This window comes from Rhodanobacter sp. sgz306013 (assembly GCF_057031145.1).
Genome location: NZ_JBXCIJ010000004.1, coordinates 334284 through 350274 on the forward strand (window position 1 = coordinate 334284; position 15991 = coordinate 350274).

Annotated in this window: 20 protein-coding genes; 6 read left to right on the forward strand and 14 right to left on the reverse strand. The window is 69.9% G+C overall.

Translation table 11 applies throughout. The annotated features are described in order from the left end of the window. Positions 1-9 precede the first annotated feature (9 nt). From AC2EWF_RS14425 to AC2EWF_RS14475, 11 genes are all read right to left on the reverse strand, one after another. Positions 10-279, reverse strand: a complete 270-nt coding sequence (locus AC2EWF_RS14425; protein ID WP_483640075.1) for an HPr family phosphocarrier protein — start codon at positions 277-279, stop codon at positions 10-12. Beyond that, positions 272-664 (reverse strand): PTS sugar transporter subunit IIA, encoded by a 393-nt coding sequence (locus AC2EWF_RS14430; RefSeq protein ID WP_483640076.1) that lies wholly within the window; start codon positions 662-664, stop codon positions 272-274. Before AC2EWF_RS14430 ends, AC2EWF_RS14425 begins: the two co-directional genes overlap by 8 nt. 38 nt (positions 665-702) lie before the next feature. Next, positions 703-1605 (reverse strand): RNase adapter RapZ, encoded by a 903-nt coding sequence (gene rapZ / locus AC2EWF_RS14435; protein ID WP_483640077.1) that lies wholly within the window; start codon positions 1603-1605, stop codon positions 703-705. A 4-nt stretch (positions 1606-1609) separates the two neighbouring features. Next, complete coding sequence (gene hprK, locus AC2EWF_RS14440; protein WP_483640078.1) at positions 1610-2560, reverse strand: HPr(Ser) kinase/phosphatase; 951 nt, start codon at positions 2558-2560, stop codon at positions 1610-1612. Between the two features lie 133 nt (positions 2561-2693). Further along, a complete protein-coding gene (hpf, locus tag AC2EWF_RS14445) occupies positions 2694-3017 on the reverse strand; it encodes a ribosome hibernation-promoting factor, HPF/YfiA family (RefSeq protein WP_483640079.1) in 324 nt (107 codons plus the stop codon). A gap of 164 nt (positions 3018-3181) precedes the next feature. After that, entirely contained in the window at positions 3182-4651 is a 1470-nt protein-coding gene (locus AC2EWF_RS14450; RefSeq protein WP_483640080.1) for an RNA polymerase factor sigma-54, read from the reverse strand. Between the two features lie 83 nt (positions 4652-4734). Continuing rightward, positions 4735-5454 carry an LPS export ABC transporter ATP-binding protein gene (lptB, locus tag AC2EWF_RS14455; protein ID WP_483640081.1) on the reverse strand — a complete coding sequence of 240 codons (720 nt, stop codon included), beginning with the start codon at positions 5452-5454 and terminating at the stop codon, positions 4735-4737. A 2-nt stretch (positions 5455-5456) separates the two neighbouring features. Further along, positions 5457-6041 (reverse strand): lipopolysaccharide transport periplasmic protein LptA, encoded by a 585-nt coding sequence (gene lptA / locus AC2EWF_RS14460; protein WP_483640082.1) that lies wholly within the window; start codon positions 6039-6041, stop codon positions 5457-5459. Continuing rightward, positions 6007-6609 (reverse strand): LPS export ABC transporter periplasmic protein LptC, encoded by a 603-nt coding sequence (gene lptC, locus AC2EWF_RS14465; RefSeq protein ID WP_483640444.1) that lies wholly within the window; start codon positions 6607-6609, stop codon positions 6007-6009. Before lptC ends, lptA begins: the two co-directional genes overlap by 35 nt. A 2-nt stretch (positions 6610-6611) precedes the next feature. Beyond that, positions 6612-7154 (reverse strand): KdsC family phosphatase, encoded by a 543-nt coding sequence (locus AC2EWF_RS14470; protein ID WP_483640083.1) that lies wholly within the window; start codon positions 7152-7154, stop codon positions 6612-6614. Between the two features lie 81 nt (positions 7155-7235). After that, a complete protein-coding gene (locus AC2EWF_RS14475; protein WP_483640084.1) occupies positions 7236-8246 on the reverse strand; it encodes a KpsF/GutQ family sugar-phosphate isomerase in 1011 nt (336 codons plus the stop codon). A 173-nt stretch (positions 8247-8419) separates the two neighbouring features. Between AC2EWF_RS14475 and AC2EWF_RS14480 the strand changes: the two genes are divergently transcribed. From AC2EWF_RS14480 to AC2EWF_RS14490, 3 genes are all read left to right on the forward strand, one after another. After that, positions 8420-8662: a BolA family protein gene (locus AC2EWF_RS14480; RefSeq protein WP_483640085.1), complete on the forward strand. Its 243-nt coding sequence runs from the start codon at positions 8420-8422 to the stop codon at positions 8660-8662. 75 nt (positions 8663-8737) lie between these two features. Further along, positions 8738-9997 carry a UDP-N-acetylglucosamine 1-carboxyvinyltransferase gene (gene murA, locus AC2EWF_RS14485; protein ID WP_483640086.1) on the forward strand — a complete coding sequence of 420 codons (1260 nt, stop codon included), beginning with the start codon at positions 8738-8740 and terminating at the stop codon, positions 9995-9997. A 60-nt stretch (positions 9998-10057) separates the two neighbouring features. Next, positions 10058-10396, forward strand: coding sequence for a hypothetical protein (locus tag AC2EWF_RS14490; RefSeq protein WP_483640087.1), 339 nt, complete (start codon positions 10058-10060; stop codon positions 10394-10396). A 19-nt stretch (positions 10397-10415) separates the two neighbouring features. On the opposite strand, the gene AC2EWF_RS14495 is transcribed toward AC2EWF_RS14490, so the two are convergent. From AC2EWF_RS14495 to purM, 3 genes are read right to left on the reverse strand one after another with little or no spacing between them, the layout of a single operon-like run. Next, positions 10416-11120 carry a DUF3108 domain-containing protein gene (locus AC2EWF_RS14495; RefSeq protein WP_483640088.1) on the reverse strand — a complete coding sequence of 235 codons (705 nt, stop codon included), beginning with the start codon at positions 11118-11120 and terminating at the stop codon, positions 10416-10418. Between the two features lie 37 nt (positions 11121-11157). Beyond that, a complete protein-coding gene (gene purN, locus AC2EWF_RS14500; RefSeq protein WP_483640089.1) occupies positions 11158-11820 on the reverse strand; it encodes a phosphoribosylglycinamide formyltransferase in 663 nt (220 codons plus the stop codon). Between the two features lie 7 nt (positions 11821-11827). Then, positions 11828-12862, reverse strand: coding sequence for a phosphoribosylformylglycinamidine cyclo-ligase (gene purM / locus AC2EWF_RS14505; RefSeq protein WP_483640090.1), 1035 nt, complete (start codon positions 12860-12862; stop codon positions 11828-11830). Between the two features lie 165 nt (positions 12863-13027). Between purM and AC2EWF_RS14510 the strand changes: the two genes are divergently transcribed. From AC2EWF_RS14510 to hda, 3 genes are read left to right on the forward strand one after another with little or no spacing between them, the layout of a single operon-like run. Next, positions 13028-14014 (forward strand): DUF2066 domain-containing protein, encoded by a 987-nt coding sequence (locus AC2EWF_RS14510; protein WP_483640091.1) that lies wholly within the window; start codon positions 13028-13030, stop codon positions 14012-14014. A 57-nt stretch (positions 14015-14071) separates the two neighbouring features. Next, positions 14072-15253, forward strand: coding sequence for an AI-2E family transporter (locus AC2EWF_RS14515; protein ID WP_483640092.1), 1182 nt, complete (start codon positions 14072-14074; stop codon positions 15251-15253). After that, entirely contained in the window at positions 15250-15957 is a 708-nt protein-coding gene (gene hda / locus AC2EWF_RS14520; protein ID WP_483640093.1) for a DnaA regulatory inactivator Hda, read from the forward strand. Before AC2EWF_RS14515 ends, hda begins: the two co-directional genes overlap by 4 nt. The last annotated feature ends 34 nt before the right edge of the window (positions 15958-15991 follow it).

Consider the following 15991-nt stretch of genomic DNA (forward strand, 5'->3'; position numbering starts at 1 on the left):
CCATCGCCCTCACGCTCCCTCGTCGAACTTGCGCTCGAACAGCGCCACCACCGCGTCCAGCGCCGCCTGTTCGTCCGGACCGTCGGCGCGGATGGTCAACGGCGTGCCGATGCCGGCGGCGAGCATCATCACGCCCATGATGCTCTGCGCGTTCACCTCGCGCCCCCTGCTTACCAGCAGCACGGTGGATTTGAAGCCCTGCACCAGCTGCACCAGCTTGGCCGAGGCGCGGGCATGCAGCCCCAGCTTGTTGGACACGACGATTTCTTTTTCAAGCATGGTCAATGAAGATCCCCCCGCGGCCGCCGCTTGCCGCGATCTCGGCCAGTTCGTCCAGTGGTTTTTCCGCGTAGTTGAGCACGCGCAGCAGCATCGGCAGGTTGAGGCCGGAGACGCAGCGCAGGCGCACGCCCAGCGAGCTGAGCGACAGTCCGATGTTGCACGGCGTGGCGCCGTAGAGATCGGCCAGCACCAGCACGCCCTCGCCCTGGTCGAGCACGCGCGCGTGATGGGCGGTGAGCGTGCGCATCACGTCGGGATCGGCCTGCGGGGGCACCTCGACGGCGTCCACCTGCAGCGGCAGCTTCGGCATCACGTGGTGCGCGGCGGAGATCAGCGCATGGCCGACCGCCTCGTGGGTCATCAGCAGCACGCCAACGCTCATGGCCTTGTACCCGCCTGCCTGCTTCGCGGTGTCATTGCTCAGTCCAGCTCGCGGTGGAAGGTCAGGACGCCTTCGCGCGTTTCGCGGTAGTGCCCGGCGAGCTGCTCGACCAGGTACACCGAGCGATGGCGGCCGCCGGTGCAGCCGATCGCGATGGTGACGTAGCTGCGGTCGTCCTGTTCGAAGCGCGGCAACCAGGTGTCCAGCCAGCGCGCGGTGTCGGCGAGGTATTCGGCGACCAGCGGCTCGCCGTCCAGGTACTCGCGCACCGGCGCGTCCTTGCCGGAGAGCGGGCGCAGCCGCGGCTGCCAGTGCGGGTTGGGCAGGCAGCGCGCGTCGAACACGAAATCCGAATCCAGCGGCAGCCCGCGCTTGAACGCGAAGGACTGGAACATCAAGGTCATGCCCTCGGTCGCCTGCGCGTAGCCGGTGGCGACCAGTCGGCGCAGCTGGTGCACGTTGAGCTCGCTGGAGTCGATCACCTTCTCGGCGATCGCCATCAGCGGGCGCAGCAGGCGGCGCTCCTTGCCGATGGCATCGGCGAGCGACATGCCGCGTGTCGCCAGCGGGTGGCGGCGGCGGGTCTCCGAGTAGCGCTTGAGCAGCACGTCGTTGCTGCAGTCGAGGAAGATCAGGTGCAGCTGCACGCCGGTGGCGGCCAGCGCGGAGAGCACTGCCGGCAGGTGTTCGAAGTCGTCGCCGCGGTTGCGCACGTCCACGCCCACCGCGATGCGCCGGCGCCGGCCGGCACCGCGGCCCACTGCCTCGACCAGCTGCGGCAGCAGGGCCGGCGGCAGGTTGTCGACGCAGTAGAACTCCAAGTCCTCCAGCGCGCGCAGCGCCACCGTCTTGCCGCCGCCGGACATGCCGGTGAGCACGATCAGGTGCGTCTCGTGCGGGTCGGTGTAGGGGCTGGGCAGCGGCGAATGGTCTTCGCTCATGGCATCACCAGGGCGGCAGTCGGCGCAGTTGGTGCGCCTGGCGGTCGATGAAGGTCTGCGCGGGATCGATGCCCTTGCTCTTCAGCGCATGGCTGCGCACCGCCGCCTCGACCAGCACGGCGATGTTGCGGCCGGGCGCCACCGGGATGGTGATCATCGGCACTTTGACGTCGAATACCTCGCGGTGGCCGATGTCGCCGGTGAGGCGGGTCAGCGCGTCGATGTCCTCGCCCTCGCGCAGCGGCTTCAGGTGGATCACCAGGCGCAGGTACTTGGACGGCTTCACGGACATGTGCCCGAACATCTCGCGCACGTTGAGCACGCCGAGGCCGCGCACTTCCAGCAGGTCCTGCAGCAGTTCGGGGCAACTGCCGTCGATCACATCCGGCGCGATCAGGGTGAATTCGGTCGCGTCGTCGGCGACCAGGCGGTGGCCGCGGCTGATCAGCTCCAGCGCCAGTTCGCTCTTGCCGGACCCGGGCTCGCCGGTGATCAGCACGCCGATCGAGAACACTTCCAGGAACACGCCGTGCAGGGTGGTCTTCGCCGCCAGCTGGCGCGCCAGGTGGTATTGCAGGAAGGTCAGCAGCTCGTGGCCGCGCTTGGTGCTGACCCACAACGGGGTGTCGGTCTCCTCGGCCACTTCGCGCAGGTCAGAGGGCACTGACTGGTCCTTGGTGACGATCAGTGCCACCGGCCGGCTGGCGGCGATCTTGTGGATCACCTCCCAGCGCTGGCGCGAGTCCAGGCCGTCGAGGAAGTTCAGCTCCTCCGTGCCGATGATCTGGATCTTGTTCGGGTAGATGACGTTGAGGTAGCCGATCAGCGAGGGACGGCGTGCCTGCGCGGCGCCCGGCTCCAGCGCGCGCGATTCGCCGCGCATGCCGGCCAGCCAGCGCAGCGCCATGCGTTCGTTGACGCCGTCGTAGAGTTGTCGTGCGGTGAGCCGGTCCAAGCCTTCGGTCCTTTGCGTCGCGTGCCGCCGGTGGGCTTCGCGGCGGGGCAGGGCCATTGTGCCAGCTTGGGCGCGGGGTGTGTTCCGGCGGGAGGGCGGGCCGCCCGGTGCCGGGCGACCCGCGGCGGATCGATCAGCCGTACTGGCGCTCATCGCGCACGGCGCGCTGGTGCTTGTCGACGATCTTCTCGCGATGGCGGCGCAGCTGGTTGACCAGCTTGTCGAACAGCATGTCGATGGAGGCGTACATATCGGCCTCGGCGGCTTCCGCATGCAGGGTGGCACCGGTGACGCCGAGCGTGGCGTCCGCACGGTGCTTCAGCTTGTCCACGGAGAGCACCACGGCGAGGCTGATCAGCTTGTCATCGAGGCGTTGGAGGCGGTCGAGCCTGGATTCGACGTGGGCGCGCAGCGCGGGGGTGACTTCGATCTGCTGGCCGCTGAGTTGGAATTGCATGGTACGCCTCCTCTGGTGGTGCTTGCCGCGTTTGGCGGCGGGATGGACGCGCGCCGGAGGAACCCGGGGTGCGTCGTCGATCATCCTTCACTGCAGGTAATGGGAGCGTTTTTCCGGGGGGCAAGTTCCCGTGCAAGGTGTTTCGGCCAGTTTCGGGATATCCCTCAGCCGATGCGCTGGCGTTCGCTGGAACTTGGGATGCGCAGCCCCTCCCGGTACTTGGCCACGGTGCGCCGGGCGACCTGGATGCCCTTGCCTTTCAGCTCTTCGGCCAATGCCTGGTCGGACAGCGGCTTGCGCGGGTCCTCCGCCTCGATCAGCTTGCGCAGCATCGCCTGGATCGCGGTGGCCGACGCGCTGCCGCCGTCCTCGGTGGACACGCCGCTGGAGAAGAAATACTTGAGCTCGAAAGTGCCGCGCGGCGTGTGCAAGTACTTACGCGTGGTGACGCGCGAGATAGTCGATTCGTGCATGCCCACCTCCTCGGCCACCTCGCGCAGCACCAGCGGGTGCATCGCCTCGGGGCCGTAGTCGAGGAAGGCACTTTGCCGCCGCACGATGGCGCCGGCCACCTTGAGTAGGGTCTCGGCGCGCGATTCCAGGCTCTTCAGCAGCCAGCGTGCCTCCTGCAGCTGGCCCTTCATCCAGCTCGCGTCCTCGCCGCGGGCGCGGGCGATCAGGTTGCAGTAGTGCTGGTTCAGGCCCAGCCGCGGCTGGGCCTCCGGGTTCAGGCGCACCTGCCAGCGGCCACCCTCGCGCACCGCGTAGACGTCGGGTGCCACGTATTCCACCGGAGTGGCGTCCAGCGCCGCACCGGGGCGCGGATCGAGGCTGCGGATCAGCGCGGCGGCGGCGGCCACCTCGTCCTCGCCGGCGCGCAGCTTGCGCGCCAGCTTCGCGATGTCGTTGCGCGCGAGCAGTTCCAGTTCGCCGTCGACGATGGCGAGCGCCAGCTCGCGCTGCGGGGTGGCGGCGTCGAACTGCTCCAGCTGGCTGCGCAGGCAGTCGCGCAGGTCCAGGCTGGCCACGCCCAGCGGATCGAAGCCCTGCAGGCGGCGGCGCACCGCCTCGATCTCGTCGAGTCCAGCGGCCAGGTTCGCCGGCAGCGCCGCGCGCACCGCCTCGATGCCGTCGGCGAGGTAGCCGTCGGCATTCAGCGCGTCGATCAGCACGGTGGCGATCGCGGTCTGGCGCGGGTTGAAGCCGGCGAGGTTGAGCTGCCACAGCAGGTGCTGCTGCAAGGTCTCCGGCGCGACGTTCTGCGGCTCGAAATCCTCGTCGCCGCGCGTGGCGCCGCTGCTGCTGCCGCTGCCGTTGGAGAAGTCGATCGGCGTCTCGACGCTGCCACCACCGTCCTCGGCCCAGTCGGCGCTGTCGCCGCCGTCGACATCCTGGTTGGCGGCCGCCTCGGCGGGGCCGGGCACCGGCACGTATTCGGCTTCCGGCGCGGCATCGTCGGAGACGGCCTCGTCCTCGCTCTCGTCGGCGAATTCCAGCAGCGGGTTGCCTTCGGCGAGCTGCCGCAACTCGGCCTCCAGCTCCAGTTGCGACAGTTGCAGCAGGCGGATGGCCAACTGCAGCTGCGGCGTCAGGGTGAGCTGCTGGTGGAGGCGGAACTGGAGTGCGGGTTTCATGCCGGCCGGGGGGGTGGACTGGAGCCCATCCTACCCGCAGCCGGCGGGGGCGGCCATAGTCGCGCGCCGGGATGAATACCCCGTCACAGGCGGAATTCGCGGCCCAGGTAGACCTCGCGCACCTTTTCGTCGGCGAGGATGTGGGCGGGCGTGCCGCGCGACAGCACTTCGCCCTCGTTGAGGATGTAGGCGCGGTCGCAGATGCCCAGGGTTTCGCGCACGTTGTGGTCGGTGATCAGCACGCCGATCCCGCGTTCCTTGAGATGGCGCACGATGCGCTGGATCTCGCCCACCGAGATCGGGTCGACGCCGGCGAACGGCTCGTCGAGCAGCATGTAGCGCGGGTTCGCGGCCAGCGCGCGGGCGATCTCCACGCGGCGGCGCTCGCCGCCGGACAGGCTGATGCCCTTCTGGCCGGCGATGTGGGCGATCTTCAGCTCGTCCAGCAGGCTTTCCAGCTCGCTGTCGCGTTGCTGGGGCGTGAGGCCTTCGCGCAGCTCCAGCACGGCCATGATGTTGTCCGCCACGCTGAGCCGGCGGAACACCGAGGCTTCCTGCGGCAGGTAGCCGATGCCCAGGCGCGCGCGCAGGTGCATCGGCAGGCCGGTGATCTCCTGCTTGTCGAGCTTGATCGTGCCGGCGTCGGCCTCGATCAGGCCCACCACCATGTAGAAGCAGGTGGTCTTGCCGGCGCCGTTGGGCCCGAGCAGCCCCACCACCTCACCTTCGCGGATGGAGAAGCCGAAGTCGCGCACTACCTGCCGCGACTTGAAACTCTTCTGCAGACCTTCGGCTGACAGCATGCTTACTTGCCGCCCGCCGGTGCGCTGTGGGCGGGAGCGGGAGACGCCTGCTGGCCCTGCTTGGGCTTGGGCAGGAAGGTCATGTGCACGGCGTTGTCGCCGCTGCTGCTGCCGGTCATTTCGCTGGTCTGGGTGTTGTAGGTGAGCTTGTCGCCGTGCGCCTCGCCGCGGCCCTGCTGCTTGACCACGGCATTGCCGGTGAGCACGGCGATGCCGTTGATGTTGTCGTAGTCGAGCCGGGCGGCGTCGCCGGTCATCAGGTTGCCGCTGTCGTCCAGCTCCTGGATGTGCGCGGGCGCGCCGGTGACCTGCACGTGGTCGACGTTCTGGTCGGCGTCGAAATGCACCGTGGCCAGGTCGCCGGTGATCTTCATGGTGCCCTGGGTGATCACCACGTGGCCGTGCAGCTTGACCGTGCTGTTGGGGGCATACGTGCCGTCGAACGAGTCCGCGTGCTCGACGTTCATCGGCTGCTGGCGGTCGGACTTCTTCGCCAGGGCCAGCGCGGGCAGCAGCGCCAGCGCCGCCACGGTGAGCAGGCCGGCGACGAACTTACGACTTGCGCTTGCGCGGCGGGAACGTGGCATGGACATTGTCGAGCAACTCCAGGTGATTGTCGTTGAGGTTGGCACGCATGCCGACCCCGTCCATTCTACTGTCGCCCTGCGTCATCTGCGCCGGCGCGGCGGTCTCCATGCGATTCTCCTTCGGCCACACGGTGACGTCCGAAGAGACTAGGTCCGTCGCCGCGGTATCGGCCCAGGCGGGACGGTGCATGGTCACCGGGCCCTGTAGCTTGATCAGGCCGCCGCTCTTGTCCACCCAGCCGTATAGCGACTGGCCGTGCCAGTCCGGCACGCCGGGCTTCCTGGACGAGAGGTCGAACACGGGCGAGTTGATGTACAGCGAATCGTCGCCCTCGCGGCGCTCCAGGCGCGGCGCCTGCATGCGGAAGGCGAGCTGGCCTTCGGGGTTGTAGGACCAGAGCCTGAAGTTGGTGAGCGTGTAGCCCGAGCGGGGCGGCCCCACGAAATCGTTCGGCTTCGGCGCCGGCCCCATCCACCACAGCAGCAGCTGGGCGAGGCCGGCGGCCAGCCCGACCAGCACGATCGTGCTGGCCAGTTTGCGGTCGCGCAGCCAGCGGCGCAGGCGCAGGATCACCGCCAGCGCTCCCGCTCGGCGGTGCTCTTGCCCTGCGCGTGCAGGAGCAGGTCGCAGACTTCGCGCGCCGCGCCCATGCCGCCGGGCTGGCGGGTCTGCCAGTGCGCGGCCTCGGCCACCCAGGGGTGGGCGTTGGCCACCGCCACGGCGAGGCCGGCGATGCCCATGGGCGGCAGGTCGGGCAGGTCGTCGCCGACGAAGGCGGCCTGTTCGGGTGCGAGGTTCAGCGCTTCCAGCAGGGCCTCGAGGCAGGCGCGCTTGTCGCCCTGGCCCTGGTAGACATGGGCGATCTCCAGCTCCTCGGCGCGCAGCGCCACCGGATGGCTGATCCGTGCGGTGATCAGCGCCACGTGCACGCCGTTGGCCTGCAGCCGCTTGAGGCCCAGGCCATCGTGCACGTGGAACACCTTGGTTTCGCGGCCGTCCTCGCCGTACCAGAGGCGGCCGTCGGTCAGCGTGCCGTCCACGTCGAACGCGGCCACGCGGATGTTGGCGGCGCGGCTGAGGACATCGGGCGGGATGTGGGAGAGGTAGGGCATCAGTTTGGTGTTTGTCGCGAAGAGCGTCGAAGAGCGGCCTTGCCCGACTCGCCGATTCGCCAAGGCGAATCGGCAGGCGAATCAGACAACACGCGCCCGGAGCAGATCATGAATGTTCAGTGCGCCGATCACGCGGCGTTCGGCGTCGACCACCAGCAAGGCGTGGATCTGGTGCTTCTCCATCAGCTGGGCCGCCTCGGAGGCGAGCTTGTCGGGGCCGATGGTCTTGGGGCCGCGGGTCATCAGCGCGGCCACGGTGGCGTTGCGCAGGTTCACGTCCTCGTCGTCCAGTGCCCGGCGCAGGTCGCCGTCGGTGAATACGCCGAGCAGGCGATCGTCGGCATCCACCACCGCGGTCATGCCCAGGTGCTTGCGGGTCATCTCCACCAGCGCGGCGGTGAGGCTGGCCTCGGGCGGTACGCGCGGCACGTCGTCGCCCGCGTGCATCACGTCGCTGATCCGCAGCAGCAGGCGGCGGCCGAGGCTGCCGGCGGGGTGCGAGCGGGCGAAGTCGTCCGCAGTGAAGCCGCGCGCCTCCAGCAACGCGATCGCCAGCGCGTCGCCCAGCACTAGCGCGGCGGTGGTGCTGGTGGTGGGCGCCAGGCCCAGCGGGCAGGCCTCGGTGCTGATGCTGCCGTCCAGGTGCACATCGGCCTGGCCGGCCAGCGAGGAGCCGGGCTTGCCGGTGATCGCGATCAGCGGGATGCCCTGGCGCTTGATCGGCTGCAGGATCAGCAGCAGTTCGTCGGTCTCGCCGGAATAGGACAGCGCCAGCACCACGTCGTCGGGCTGGATCATGCCGAGGTCGCCGTGGCTGGCCTCGCCCGGGTGCACGAAGAACGCCGGGGTGCCGGTGGAGGCCAGGGTGGCGGCGATCTTGCGGCCGACGTGGCCGGACTTGCCCATGCCGGTGACCACCACGCGGCCGCGGCAGGCCAGGATTAGCCGGCACGCTTCCACGAATGCGGCGCCGATGCGCGGCTCCAGCTCGGCGATGGCGGCCGCCTCGGTGGCGATCACCGCGCGGGCGCTGCGCACGATGGCCTCGGGCGCGGGTTCGATGGCGGCGTGCGGGGCGGGGCGTGGGTTCATGTCGGCTCGATGCGGGACGATGGGAGGCCCGTGGCGGGGTGCTGGCGGCCGGGCGGAAGCACTGTCGTTTCTGCGACAGGGGATTTCCATTACCATGGCATATTCGCATTTTAACGTCAGATCGACGCGATACCGATATCGGCCGCGTCGCCGCCCCTGCCCGTGGAAGCCCGATGGACCCAGCACGCATCCAGACCCTGATCGAAACCGGCCTGCCCGGGGCGCGGGTCGAGGTCAGCGGCGACGACGGCGTGCATTTCGAGGCCACCGTGGTGAGCGCCGCGTTCGCCGGCAAGCTGCCGCTGGCGCGGCATCGGCTGGTGTACGCCACGCTGGGCGAACTGATGGGCGGTGCGATCCACGCGCTGGCGCTGAAGACGCTGACCCCCGATGAGGCCGCGGCGCGCCGGCAGTGATGTCATGACATTTCCGGCATCCATGCCGTCTTTTTCTCGCGCCCAACGGCGGAGCGCACAAGTTTAGGAACACCCATGGCCAAAATCCTGATCAACGGCGGCGTGCCGCTCCAGGGCGAGGTGGGCATTTCCGGCGCCAAGAACGCCGTGCTGCCGATTCTCGCCGCCTGCTTGCTGGCCGACGCGCCGGTGAGCATCGGCAACGTGCCGCACCTGCATGACGTCACCACCTTCATAGAGCTGCTCGGCCAGATGGGCGTGCAGCTGGTGCTCGACGACCGCATGAAGATCCACGTCGATCCGCGCACCACCAGCACCTGCATCGCGCCCTACGACCTGGTGCGCACCATGCGCGCCTCGATCCTCGTGCTGGGCCCGCTGGTGGCGCGCTTCGGCCAGGCCGAGGTGTCGCTGCCGGGCGGCTGCGCGATCGGCTCGCGCCCGGTCGACCAGCACATCCGCGGCCTGCAGGCGCTGGGCGCCGAGATCAGCGTGGAGAACGGCTACATCAAGGCGCGCGCCAAGCGGCTCAAGGGCGCGCGCATCGTGATGGACATGGTCACCGTCACCGGCACCGAGAACATCCTGATGGCGGCCACGCTCGCCGAGGGCACCACGGTGATCGAGAACGCCGCGCAGGAGCCCGAGGTGGTCGATCTCGCGCATTGCCTGATGTCGATGGGCGCGCAGATCGAAGGCGTGGGCAGCTCGACCCTGGTGATCCACGGCGTGGACCGCCTCCATGGCACCGACTACAAGGTGCTGCCCGACCGCATCGAGACTGGCACCTTCCTGGTGGGCGCAGCGATGACAGGCGGCAAGGTGCGCGCCCGCGGCGCCCGCGCCAGCACGCTGGACGCGGTGCTGGCCAAGCTGGAGGATGCCGGCGCGCAGATCTCCAGCGGCGAGGACTGGATCGAACTCGACATGGGCGGCCGGCGGCCGAAGGCAGTCAACATCACCACCGCGCCTTACCCCGCATTCCCCACCGACATGCAGGCGCAGTTCACCGCGCTCAACTGCGTGGCCGAAGGCACCGGCGTGATCACCGAGACGGTGTTCGAGAACCGCTTCATGCATGCGCACGAGTTGCAGCGCCTCGGCGCCGACATCCAGCTCGAGGGCAACACCGCGGTGATCAAGGGTGTCCAGCACATGAGCGGTGCCCCGATCATGGCCACCGACCTGCGCGCCTCTGCCTGCCTGGTGCTGGCCGGCCTGGTGGCGCAGGGCGACACGGTGGTCGACCGCGTCTACCACATCGACCGCGGCTACGAGAACATCGAGGAAAAGCTCGGCACGCTCGGCGCGCGGATCCGCCGCTTGCCCAACTGAGCACGTTCGCGCCCGGCGTCGGAGTAGGCTGAAGGGCTTTGCGCAAGGGAGGGCAGAGCGATGGCGTACTACTGGCGGGTCGAGAGTATCCCCGAGCTACGCGCCCTGGCGCCGGAAGATCGCCGCAAATGGTGGCGGGAAGCCGTCGGGGAGAGCCGCAGCGGTCGCGACCTGGCGATCAGGCTGGGCGTGTTTGCCGGTGCCATTTTCGCCGCGGGCACAGCCGCCAACCGGTTCGGCTACGGCAGCGGCCCGGTCCATTGGGCCGCCATCGGCTGTGCAGTTGCATTGGCGTCCTGGGTGCTGGATGTCGTGCTTGAGCAGCCGCGCGCCCGTCGCTGGCTGTTGGTGAACCTCGACAGGCAGATGGCGCGGGAAAAGAAGCTCGGCGCAACCTGACGTCGGCTTGCCGGCCGCCCTATGGCGACGAATAGCTCACCAGCTCCAGCACCAGGCTGCCGCCGTCGCTTTGCGCCAGCTTCACCGGCAATGGGTAACGGCCGGGCACGTACCAGGCGCTGAATTCCCTGGCCGCATCGCTGCGCTCCACCCGCTCGGCCTTGAAGCTGCCGGCCGGTACCTGGACGGTCTCGTTGCCCGCGACCTTGAAGCTCTCCACCTCCACCGCTTGGCGCACGCCCACGGGCAGGCTGAGCTGCCGCTTGCCTTCACCCAGCGCGAGCCCGACCGCCAGTGGCACGGTGTTGCGCTCGACCATGCCGGGCTGGGCCGGATAGCTGGAGGCATGCTTGCCGTCCTGCACGCTCACCTGACGCTTTGTCCAGTTCACCTGCAGGTGGCGCCGCTTGTCCTTGCCGGCGGCGGCGAGGCGATAGTCGTAGCTGATCGCCTCGGGCACGGCACCCTGCCAGCGGAAGCGCGAGGCCTCCTGCGTGCTGGCGCCGAGCAGGGCGGCGAGGCCGGCAGTGCCCTTGGTGTCCTTGCGCAGGATCCAGCTGCCGTCCGGGCCGGGGCGCAGGGTCACGGTGGCCTCGCCCATCGGCTGGCCATCCTGGCTGACCGCGTAGCGCGCGGTGAAGGGCTTGGGTACCGCGGCTGCGGCGGCGATGCCGGTGAATGGCAGCAGGGCGAGGGCAGTGGCGAGCAGGGTGCGCGGGTTCATGGAGGGCGAGTCTGCCGGCGGCCGACTGAACCGCGTGTCACTGCAGGCCGTGTTGGCCCAGTTGCAGCGGCGCACGCAGCGGCTGGCCGTCCAGCAGCACGCCGGCCTCGCCCAGCGCGAGGCGGCGCGCCGCGAGCAGGGCCACCACCGCCGGCAGCAGGCGGTGCTCCAGCGGCAACAGGCGCCGGGCCAGGGTTTCCTCGTCGTCGTCGGCCGCGATGGCCAGCCGCGCCTGGGCGACCAGCGGGCCGCCGTCCAGCTCGGCGGTGACGAAGTGCACGCTGGCGCCGTGCTCGGTGTCGCCCGCTTCCAGCGCGCGGCGGTGCGTATGCAGGCCGCGGTATTTGGGCAACAACGAGGGGTGGATATTGAGCACGCGCCCGGCCCACGGCGCCAGCGCGGCGCCGTCGATCACCCGCATGAAGCCAGCCAGCACCAGCAGTTCGGCGCCGCTGGCGGTGATGCGCGCGAACAGCTCGCGGTCGAACGTCGGGCGGTCGGGATAGCTCTTCGGGTTCAGCGCCAGCGTGGGTATGCCCGCATCCTCGGCCAGCCGCAGCGCACCGGCGGAGGCCTTGTCGCTGGCCACCAGCACGAACTCCACCGGCAACGTGCCGGCGTCGCGCGCGGCGATCAGCGCGGCGAGATTGCTGCCGCGGCCGGAGGCGAGCACGGCGACTTTCAACGGGGCCTGCGTCACGGAAGGGTCAGCCGATGTGGACGCGCTCGTCGCCCGCCGCCTTCACCACTTCGCCGATCACGCGGCTGGCGAGGCCATGCTTCGCCAGCAAGGCCGAGGCGGCGGGCACTGCATCACGAGGCAGGATCACGGTGAAGCCCACGCCGCAGTTGAAGGTGCGCCACATTTCCTCGCGGGCGACCTTGCCCTCGCGCTGCAGCCAGTCGAACACCGCCGGCAGGGTGAGCGTGGCGGCGTCCAGCGCGAGGCCGAGGCCGTCGGGCACCACGCGGATGATGTTCTCCTTGAGGCCGCCGCCCGTGATGTGGGCCATGCCATGCACTGCCTCGCCCTGTTTGGCCAGGAGATCCAGCATCGGCTTGACGTAGATGGTGGTCGGCGCCATCAGCGCATCGACCAGCTTCACGCCGCCGAGGTCGAGGTCCAGCGGGCTGCCGGCGCGTTCGAGGATCTTGCGGACCAGCGAATAGCCGTTGGAGTGCGGGCCGCTGGAGGCCACGCCCAGCACCAGGTCGCCGGCCACGATGCCGTCGCCGGAGAGCAGCTGCGACTTCTCCACCGCGCCCACGGTAAAGCCGGCGAGGTCGTATTCGCCCGGCGGGTACATGTCGGGCATCTCGGCGGTCTCGCCGCCGATCAGCGCGCAGCCGGCCAGCTCGCAGCCCCGGGCGATGCCGCCGACCACCGCCGCGGCGGTGTCCACGTCCAGCTTGCCGGTGGCGAAGTAGTCGAGGAAGAACAGCGGCTCGGCGCCCTGCACCAGCACGTCGTTCACGCACATGCCGACCAGGTCGATGCCGATGGTGTCGTGGCGACCGAGCTGCTGGGCCAGCTTGAGCTTGGTGCCCACGCCGTCGGTGCCGGAGACCAGCACCGGCTCCCGGTACTTGCCGCCCAGGTTGAACAGGCCGCCGAAGCCGCCCAGGCCGCCCATCACCTCCGGGCGGCTGGTGCGCTTGACCAGCGGCTTGATGCGTTCGACCAGGGCATTGCCGGCGTCGATATCGACCCCGGCGGCGCGATAGGTGAGGGCGTCGGACATGGCGGAAACCGGCGGTGGGAAACGGGCAATTCTAGCGCATGCGGGCTGCCGCCGGCGCGGTCGCATGGCCGGCTCCGCGGCCTGCGGCATGGACGCCGGGAGGGCGATTGGGCAGACTTCCGGGCTATTCCCCCGACCAGTATCCCGCCGATGCGCCTGCCCCCGATGCGTCTGCTCCGCCTGTTCACCCTCGCCCTGCTGCTGGGCTTCGCCGCGTTGCCTCCTTTGCACGCACAGGGTGTCTCGCCGTATTCGGTGACGGTGCCGGTGCCCGACACCAGCGACACCCAGCGCAGCGATGCCTTCGCCACTGCGCTCAGCCAGGTGCTGGTGCGGGTAGCCGGCGGCCAGGACCTGCGCAGCAAGGCGGGCTACGACGATGCGCTGAAGAACGCCGCCGCGCTGGTGCGCCGCTTCCAGTACGCGCGCGCCGCCACCGGCATGAGCCTCACTGTGGATTTCGAGCCCGGCGCGGTGCGCCACCTGGTCTCCACGCTGGGCGTGGTGGGCAGCGTGGGCGCCAAGCCGCCGGTGCTGCTGCTGGTGCGCGGCAGCGACGGCCAGCTGCTGGACAAGGATGCGCTGGCCAGCCTCGCCAAGGCCGCCGCCGCGCGCGGCTACGGCGTGGCCTATGCCGATCCCGCCAACGCCCCCGATCCGGCCCGGGTGGACGCCGCCGATCCGGCCACGCTGGCGGCGATCAACCAGCAGTACCACACCGGCCTGGTGCTGCTGGGCAGCCTGCACGACGGCAGCGCCGACTGGACCCTGGTCTCCGGCGGCAAGGCGCAGCGCTGGACGGACAAGGCCGCCAGCGAGGATGCACTGCTGGCCGACGCCGGCAACGGCACCGTCGACCGCATCGGCAAGCAGCTCAACGTGATCGGTGCGACGGTGATCGACGAAAAGCTGTGGGTGAGCGGGCTGGACAGCGCGATGGACTACGCCAGCCTGCTCAACGTGCTGCGCGCCGATCCCTCGGTGCGCGGTGACAGCGTCGTCACGCTGGGCGCGGAGAACGACGGCATGCTGATCGGGCTCAAATCGGCGATGCCGGCCGACGCCCTGGCCGCGAACCTCGCCGCCAGCGGACGGCTGATCCGCGCCACCGCGCATCCCGGCACCGACGCCAGCCTGCGTTGGCTGCACTGATGCGTGTCCCTGGCGAAAGACCGCACATCCCGGTATGGACATGGTGGAAATAACGGCATGCTGACCCACGAGAACCAGCGCCGCTGGCAGATGCTGGCGATCCTCGCGGTCGTCGGCTTCCTGCTGTGGCGGCTGTCGCCCATGCTGATGCCGTTCGTGGTGGCGGCGATGCTGGCCTACCTCGGCGATCCGCTGGCGGACCGGCTGGAGCGCCTGGGGCTGGGCCGCACCCTGGCGGTGAGCATCGTGTTCCTGGTGCTGCTGCTGGCGCTGGGTGGCGCCCTGCTGTTGCTGATCCCGTTGATCTCGCGCCAGATCGAGAACCTGATCCAGAACGTGCCGCGCTACGTGGACTGGGCCGAGCACACCGCGTGGCCGTGGATGCAGGCGAAGCTGCACCTCGATCCGCGCACGTTCGACAGCGACCAGCTGATCGCGGCGATCAAGGAGCACATCGGCTCGGTGGGCGGCATCGCCGGCCAGGTGCTGGGCAAGGTCTCGCGTTCCGGCCTCGGCCTCGTGCTGTGGCTCACCAACCTGGTGCTGATCCCGGTGGTGGCGTTCTACCTGCTGCGCGACTGGGACCGGCTGGTGGCGGCGATCGACCGCCTGCTGCCGCGCTCGATCCAGCCCACCATCGCCCACCTCGCGCGCGAGTCCGACGCCGTGCTCGGCGCGTTCGTGCGCGGCCAGCTGCTGGTGATGCTGGCGCTGGGCGTGTATTACGGCGGCACGTTGTCGCTGGTCGCCGGGCTGTCGGTGGGCGCGCTGATCGGCATGGTCGCGGGCCTGCTCAGCTTCGTGCCCTACCTCGGCTTCATCACGGGCTTCGGCGCCGCGATCATCGCCGCCCTGGTGCAGTACGGCGATTGGAAGCACGTGCTGGTCGTCTGCGCCGTGTTCGTGGTGGGCCAGCTGCTGGAAGGCTACGTGCTGGTGCCCAAGCTGGTGGGCGAGAAGATCGGCCTGCACCCGGTGGCAGTGATCTTCGCCGTGCTGGCCGGCGGCGAGCTGTTCGGCTTCATCGGCGTGCTGCTGGCGTTGCCTGCCGCCTCGGTGGTGATGGTGCTGCTGCGCTACCTGATGGAGCGCTACCGCCAGAGTGAGCTGTACACGGAGGAGGGCGAGGCCGACCCCGCCATTCACGAGGTGGACGTCGCGGTGAGCACGGCTTCCGGCACGGTGGAAACCACCACGGTGATCGAGCCACCGTCGCACGAGCCGCCCGCCCAGCCATGATCCCGCAACTGCCGCTCGCGCTGCGCTGGCCGCGCCGTCAGCGCTTTGAACATTTCCATGCCGGCGCCAACGCCGCCGCGCTGGCGGCCGCCGAACAGCTTGCGCGCGAACCCGGGGCGCCGTGGCTGTACCTTCACGGCCCTGCAGGCAGCGGCAAGAGCCACCTGCTGATGGCCGCCTGCCAGGCCGCCGGGGAAGCCGGTCGTTCCGTGCAGTACCTGCCCCTGGCGCGCATCGCCGACCGTGCCGCCGCGATCCGTGGCGTCGCCGGCGCCGCGCTGCTGGCGCTGGACGACCTTGGCGCCATCGCCGGCGAACGCGAGGCCGAGCATGCGCTGTTCGACCTCTACAACCGGGCGAAGGCCGAAGGTGCGGCGCTGCTGTTCGCCGCCGAAGCCGTGCCCGCGCAGCTCGGACTCGGCCTGCCCGACCTGCGCTCACGCCTCGGCGCCTGTACCCAGTTCGCGCTGAAGCCGCTGGACGATGCCGAACGCCGCGAGGTGCTCAAGGCCCAGGCCGGCCTGCGCGGCATCGAGCTGGACGAGGGCGTGCTGGACTGGCTGTTCGCCCGGCACACCCGCGATCTCGGCGCGCTGCTGGACCTGCTCGACCGGCTGGATCAGGCTTCATTGGCGGCGCAGCGGCGGGTGACGATCCCGTTCCTGCGCGGCATGTTGCGCGAGATGGGATCGTCCGCGCCATGAGCCGCTCCGTCGCTGAGGCTGTTCGTCGTCCGCG

Bases quoted from the DNA above. Each gene is read 5' to 3' on its own strand.
- rapZ (WP_483640077.1), bottom strand. From the start codon at position 1,605: ATGAGCGAAGACCATTCGCCGCTGCCCAGCCCCTACACCGACCCGCAC.
- lptA (WP_483640082.1), bottom strand. From the start codon at position 6,041: ATGCCACGTTCCCGCCGCGCAAGCGCAAGTCGTAAGTTCGTCGCCGGC.
- AC2EWF_RS14495 (WP_483640088.1), bottom strand. From the start codon at position 11,120: ATGAACCCGCGCACCCTGCTCGCCACTGCCCTCGCCCTGCTGCCATTC.
- lptB (WP_483640081.1), bottom strand. From the start codon at position 5,454: ATGCTGTCAGCCGAAGGTCTGCAGAAGAGTTTCAAGTCGCGGCAGGTA.
- AC2EWF_RS14430 (WP_483640076.1), bottom strand. From the start codon at position 664: ATGAGCGTTGGCGTGCTGCTGATGACCCACGAGGCGGTCGGCCATGCG.
- purM (WP_483640090.1), bottom strand. From the start codon at position 12,862: ATGTCCGACGCCCTCACCTATCGCGCCGCCGGGGTCGATATCGACGCC.
- AC2EWF_RS14450 (WP_483640080.1), bottom strand. From the start codon at position 4,651: ATGAAACCCGCACTCCAGTTCCGCCTCCACCAGCAGCTCACCCTGACG.
- AC2EWF_RS14515 (WP_483640092.1), top strand. From the start codon at position 14,072: ATGCTGACCCACGAGAACCAGCGCCGCTGGCAGATGCTGGCGATCCTC.
- murA (WP_483640086.1), top strand. From the start codon at position 8,738: ATGGCCAAAATCCTGATCAACGGCGGCGTGCCGCTCCAGGGCGAGGTG.
- AC2EWF_RS14480 (WP_483640085.1), top strand. From the start codon at position 8,420: ATGGACCCAGCACGCATCCAGACCCTGATCGAAACCGGCCTGCCCGGG.
- AC2EWF_RS14470 (WP_483640083.1), bottom strand. From the start codon at position 7,154: ATGCCCTACCTCTCCCACATCCCGCCCGATGTCCTCAGCCGCGCCGCC.
- AC2EWF_RS14425 (WP_483640075.1), bottom strand. From the start codon at position 279: ATGCTTGAAAAAGAAATCGTCGTGTCCAACAAGCTGGGGCTGCATGCC.
- AC2EWF_RS14510 (WP_483640091.1), top strand. From the start codon at position 13,028: ATGCGTCTGCTCCGCCTGTTCACCCTCGCCCTGCTGCTGGGCTTCGCC.
- hpf (WP_483640079.1), bottom strand. From the start codon at position 3,017: ATGCAATTCCAACTCAGCGGCCAGCAGATCGAAGTCACCCCCGCGCTG.
- AC2EWF_RS14475 (WP_483640084.1), bottom strand. From the start codon at position 8,246: ATGAACCCACGCCCCGCCCCGCACGCCGCCATCGAACCCGCGCCCGAG.
- AC2EWF_RS14490 (WP_483640087.1), top strand. From the start codon at position 10,058: ATGGCGTACTACTGGCGGGTCGAGAGTATCCCCGAGCTACGCGCCCTG.
- hda (WP_483640093.1), top strand. From the start codon at position 15,250: ATGATCCCGCAACTGCCGCTCGCGCTGCGCTGGCCGCGCCGTCAGCGC.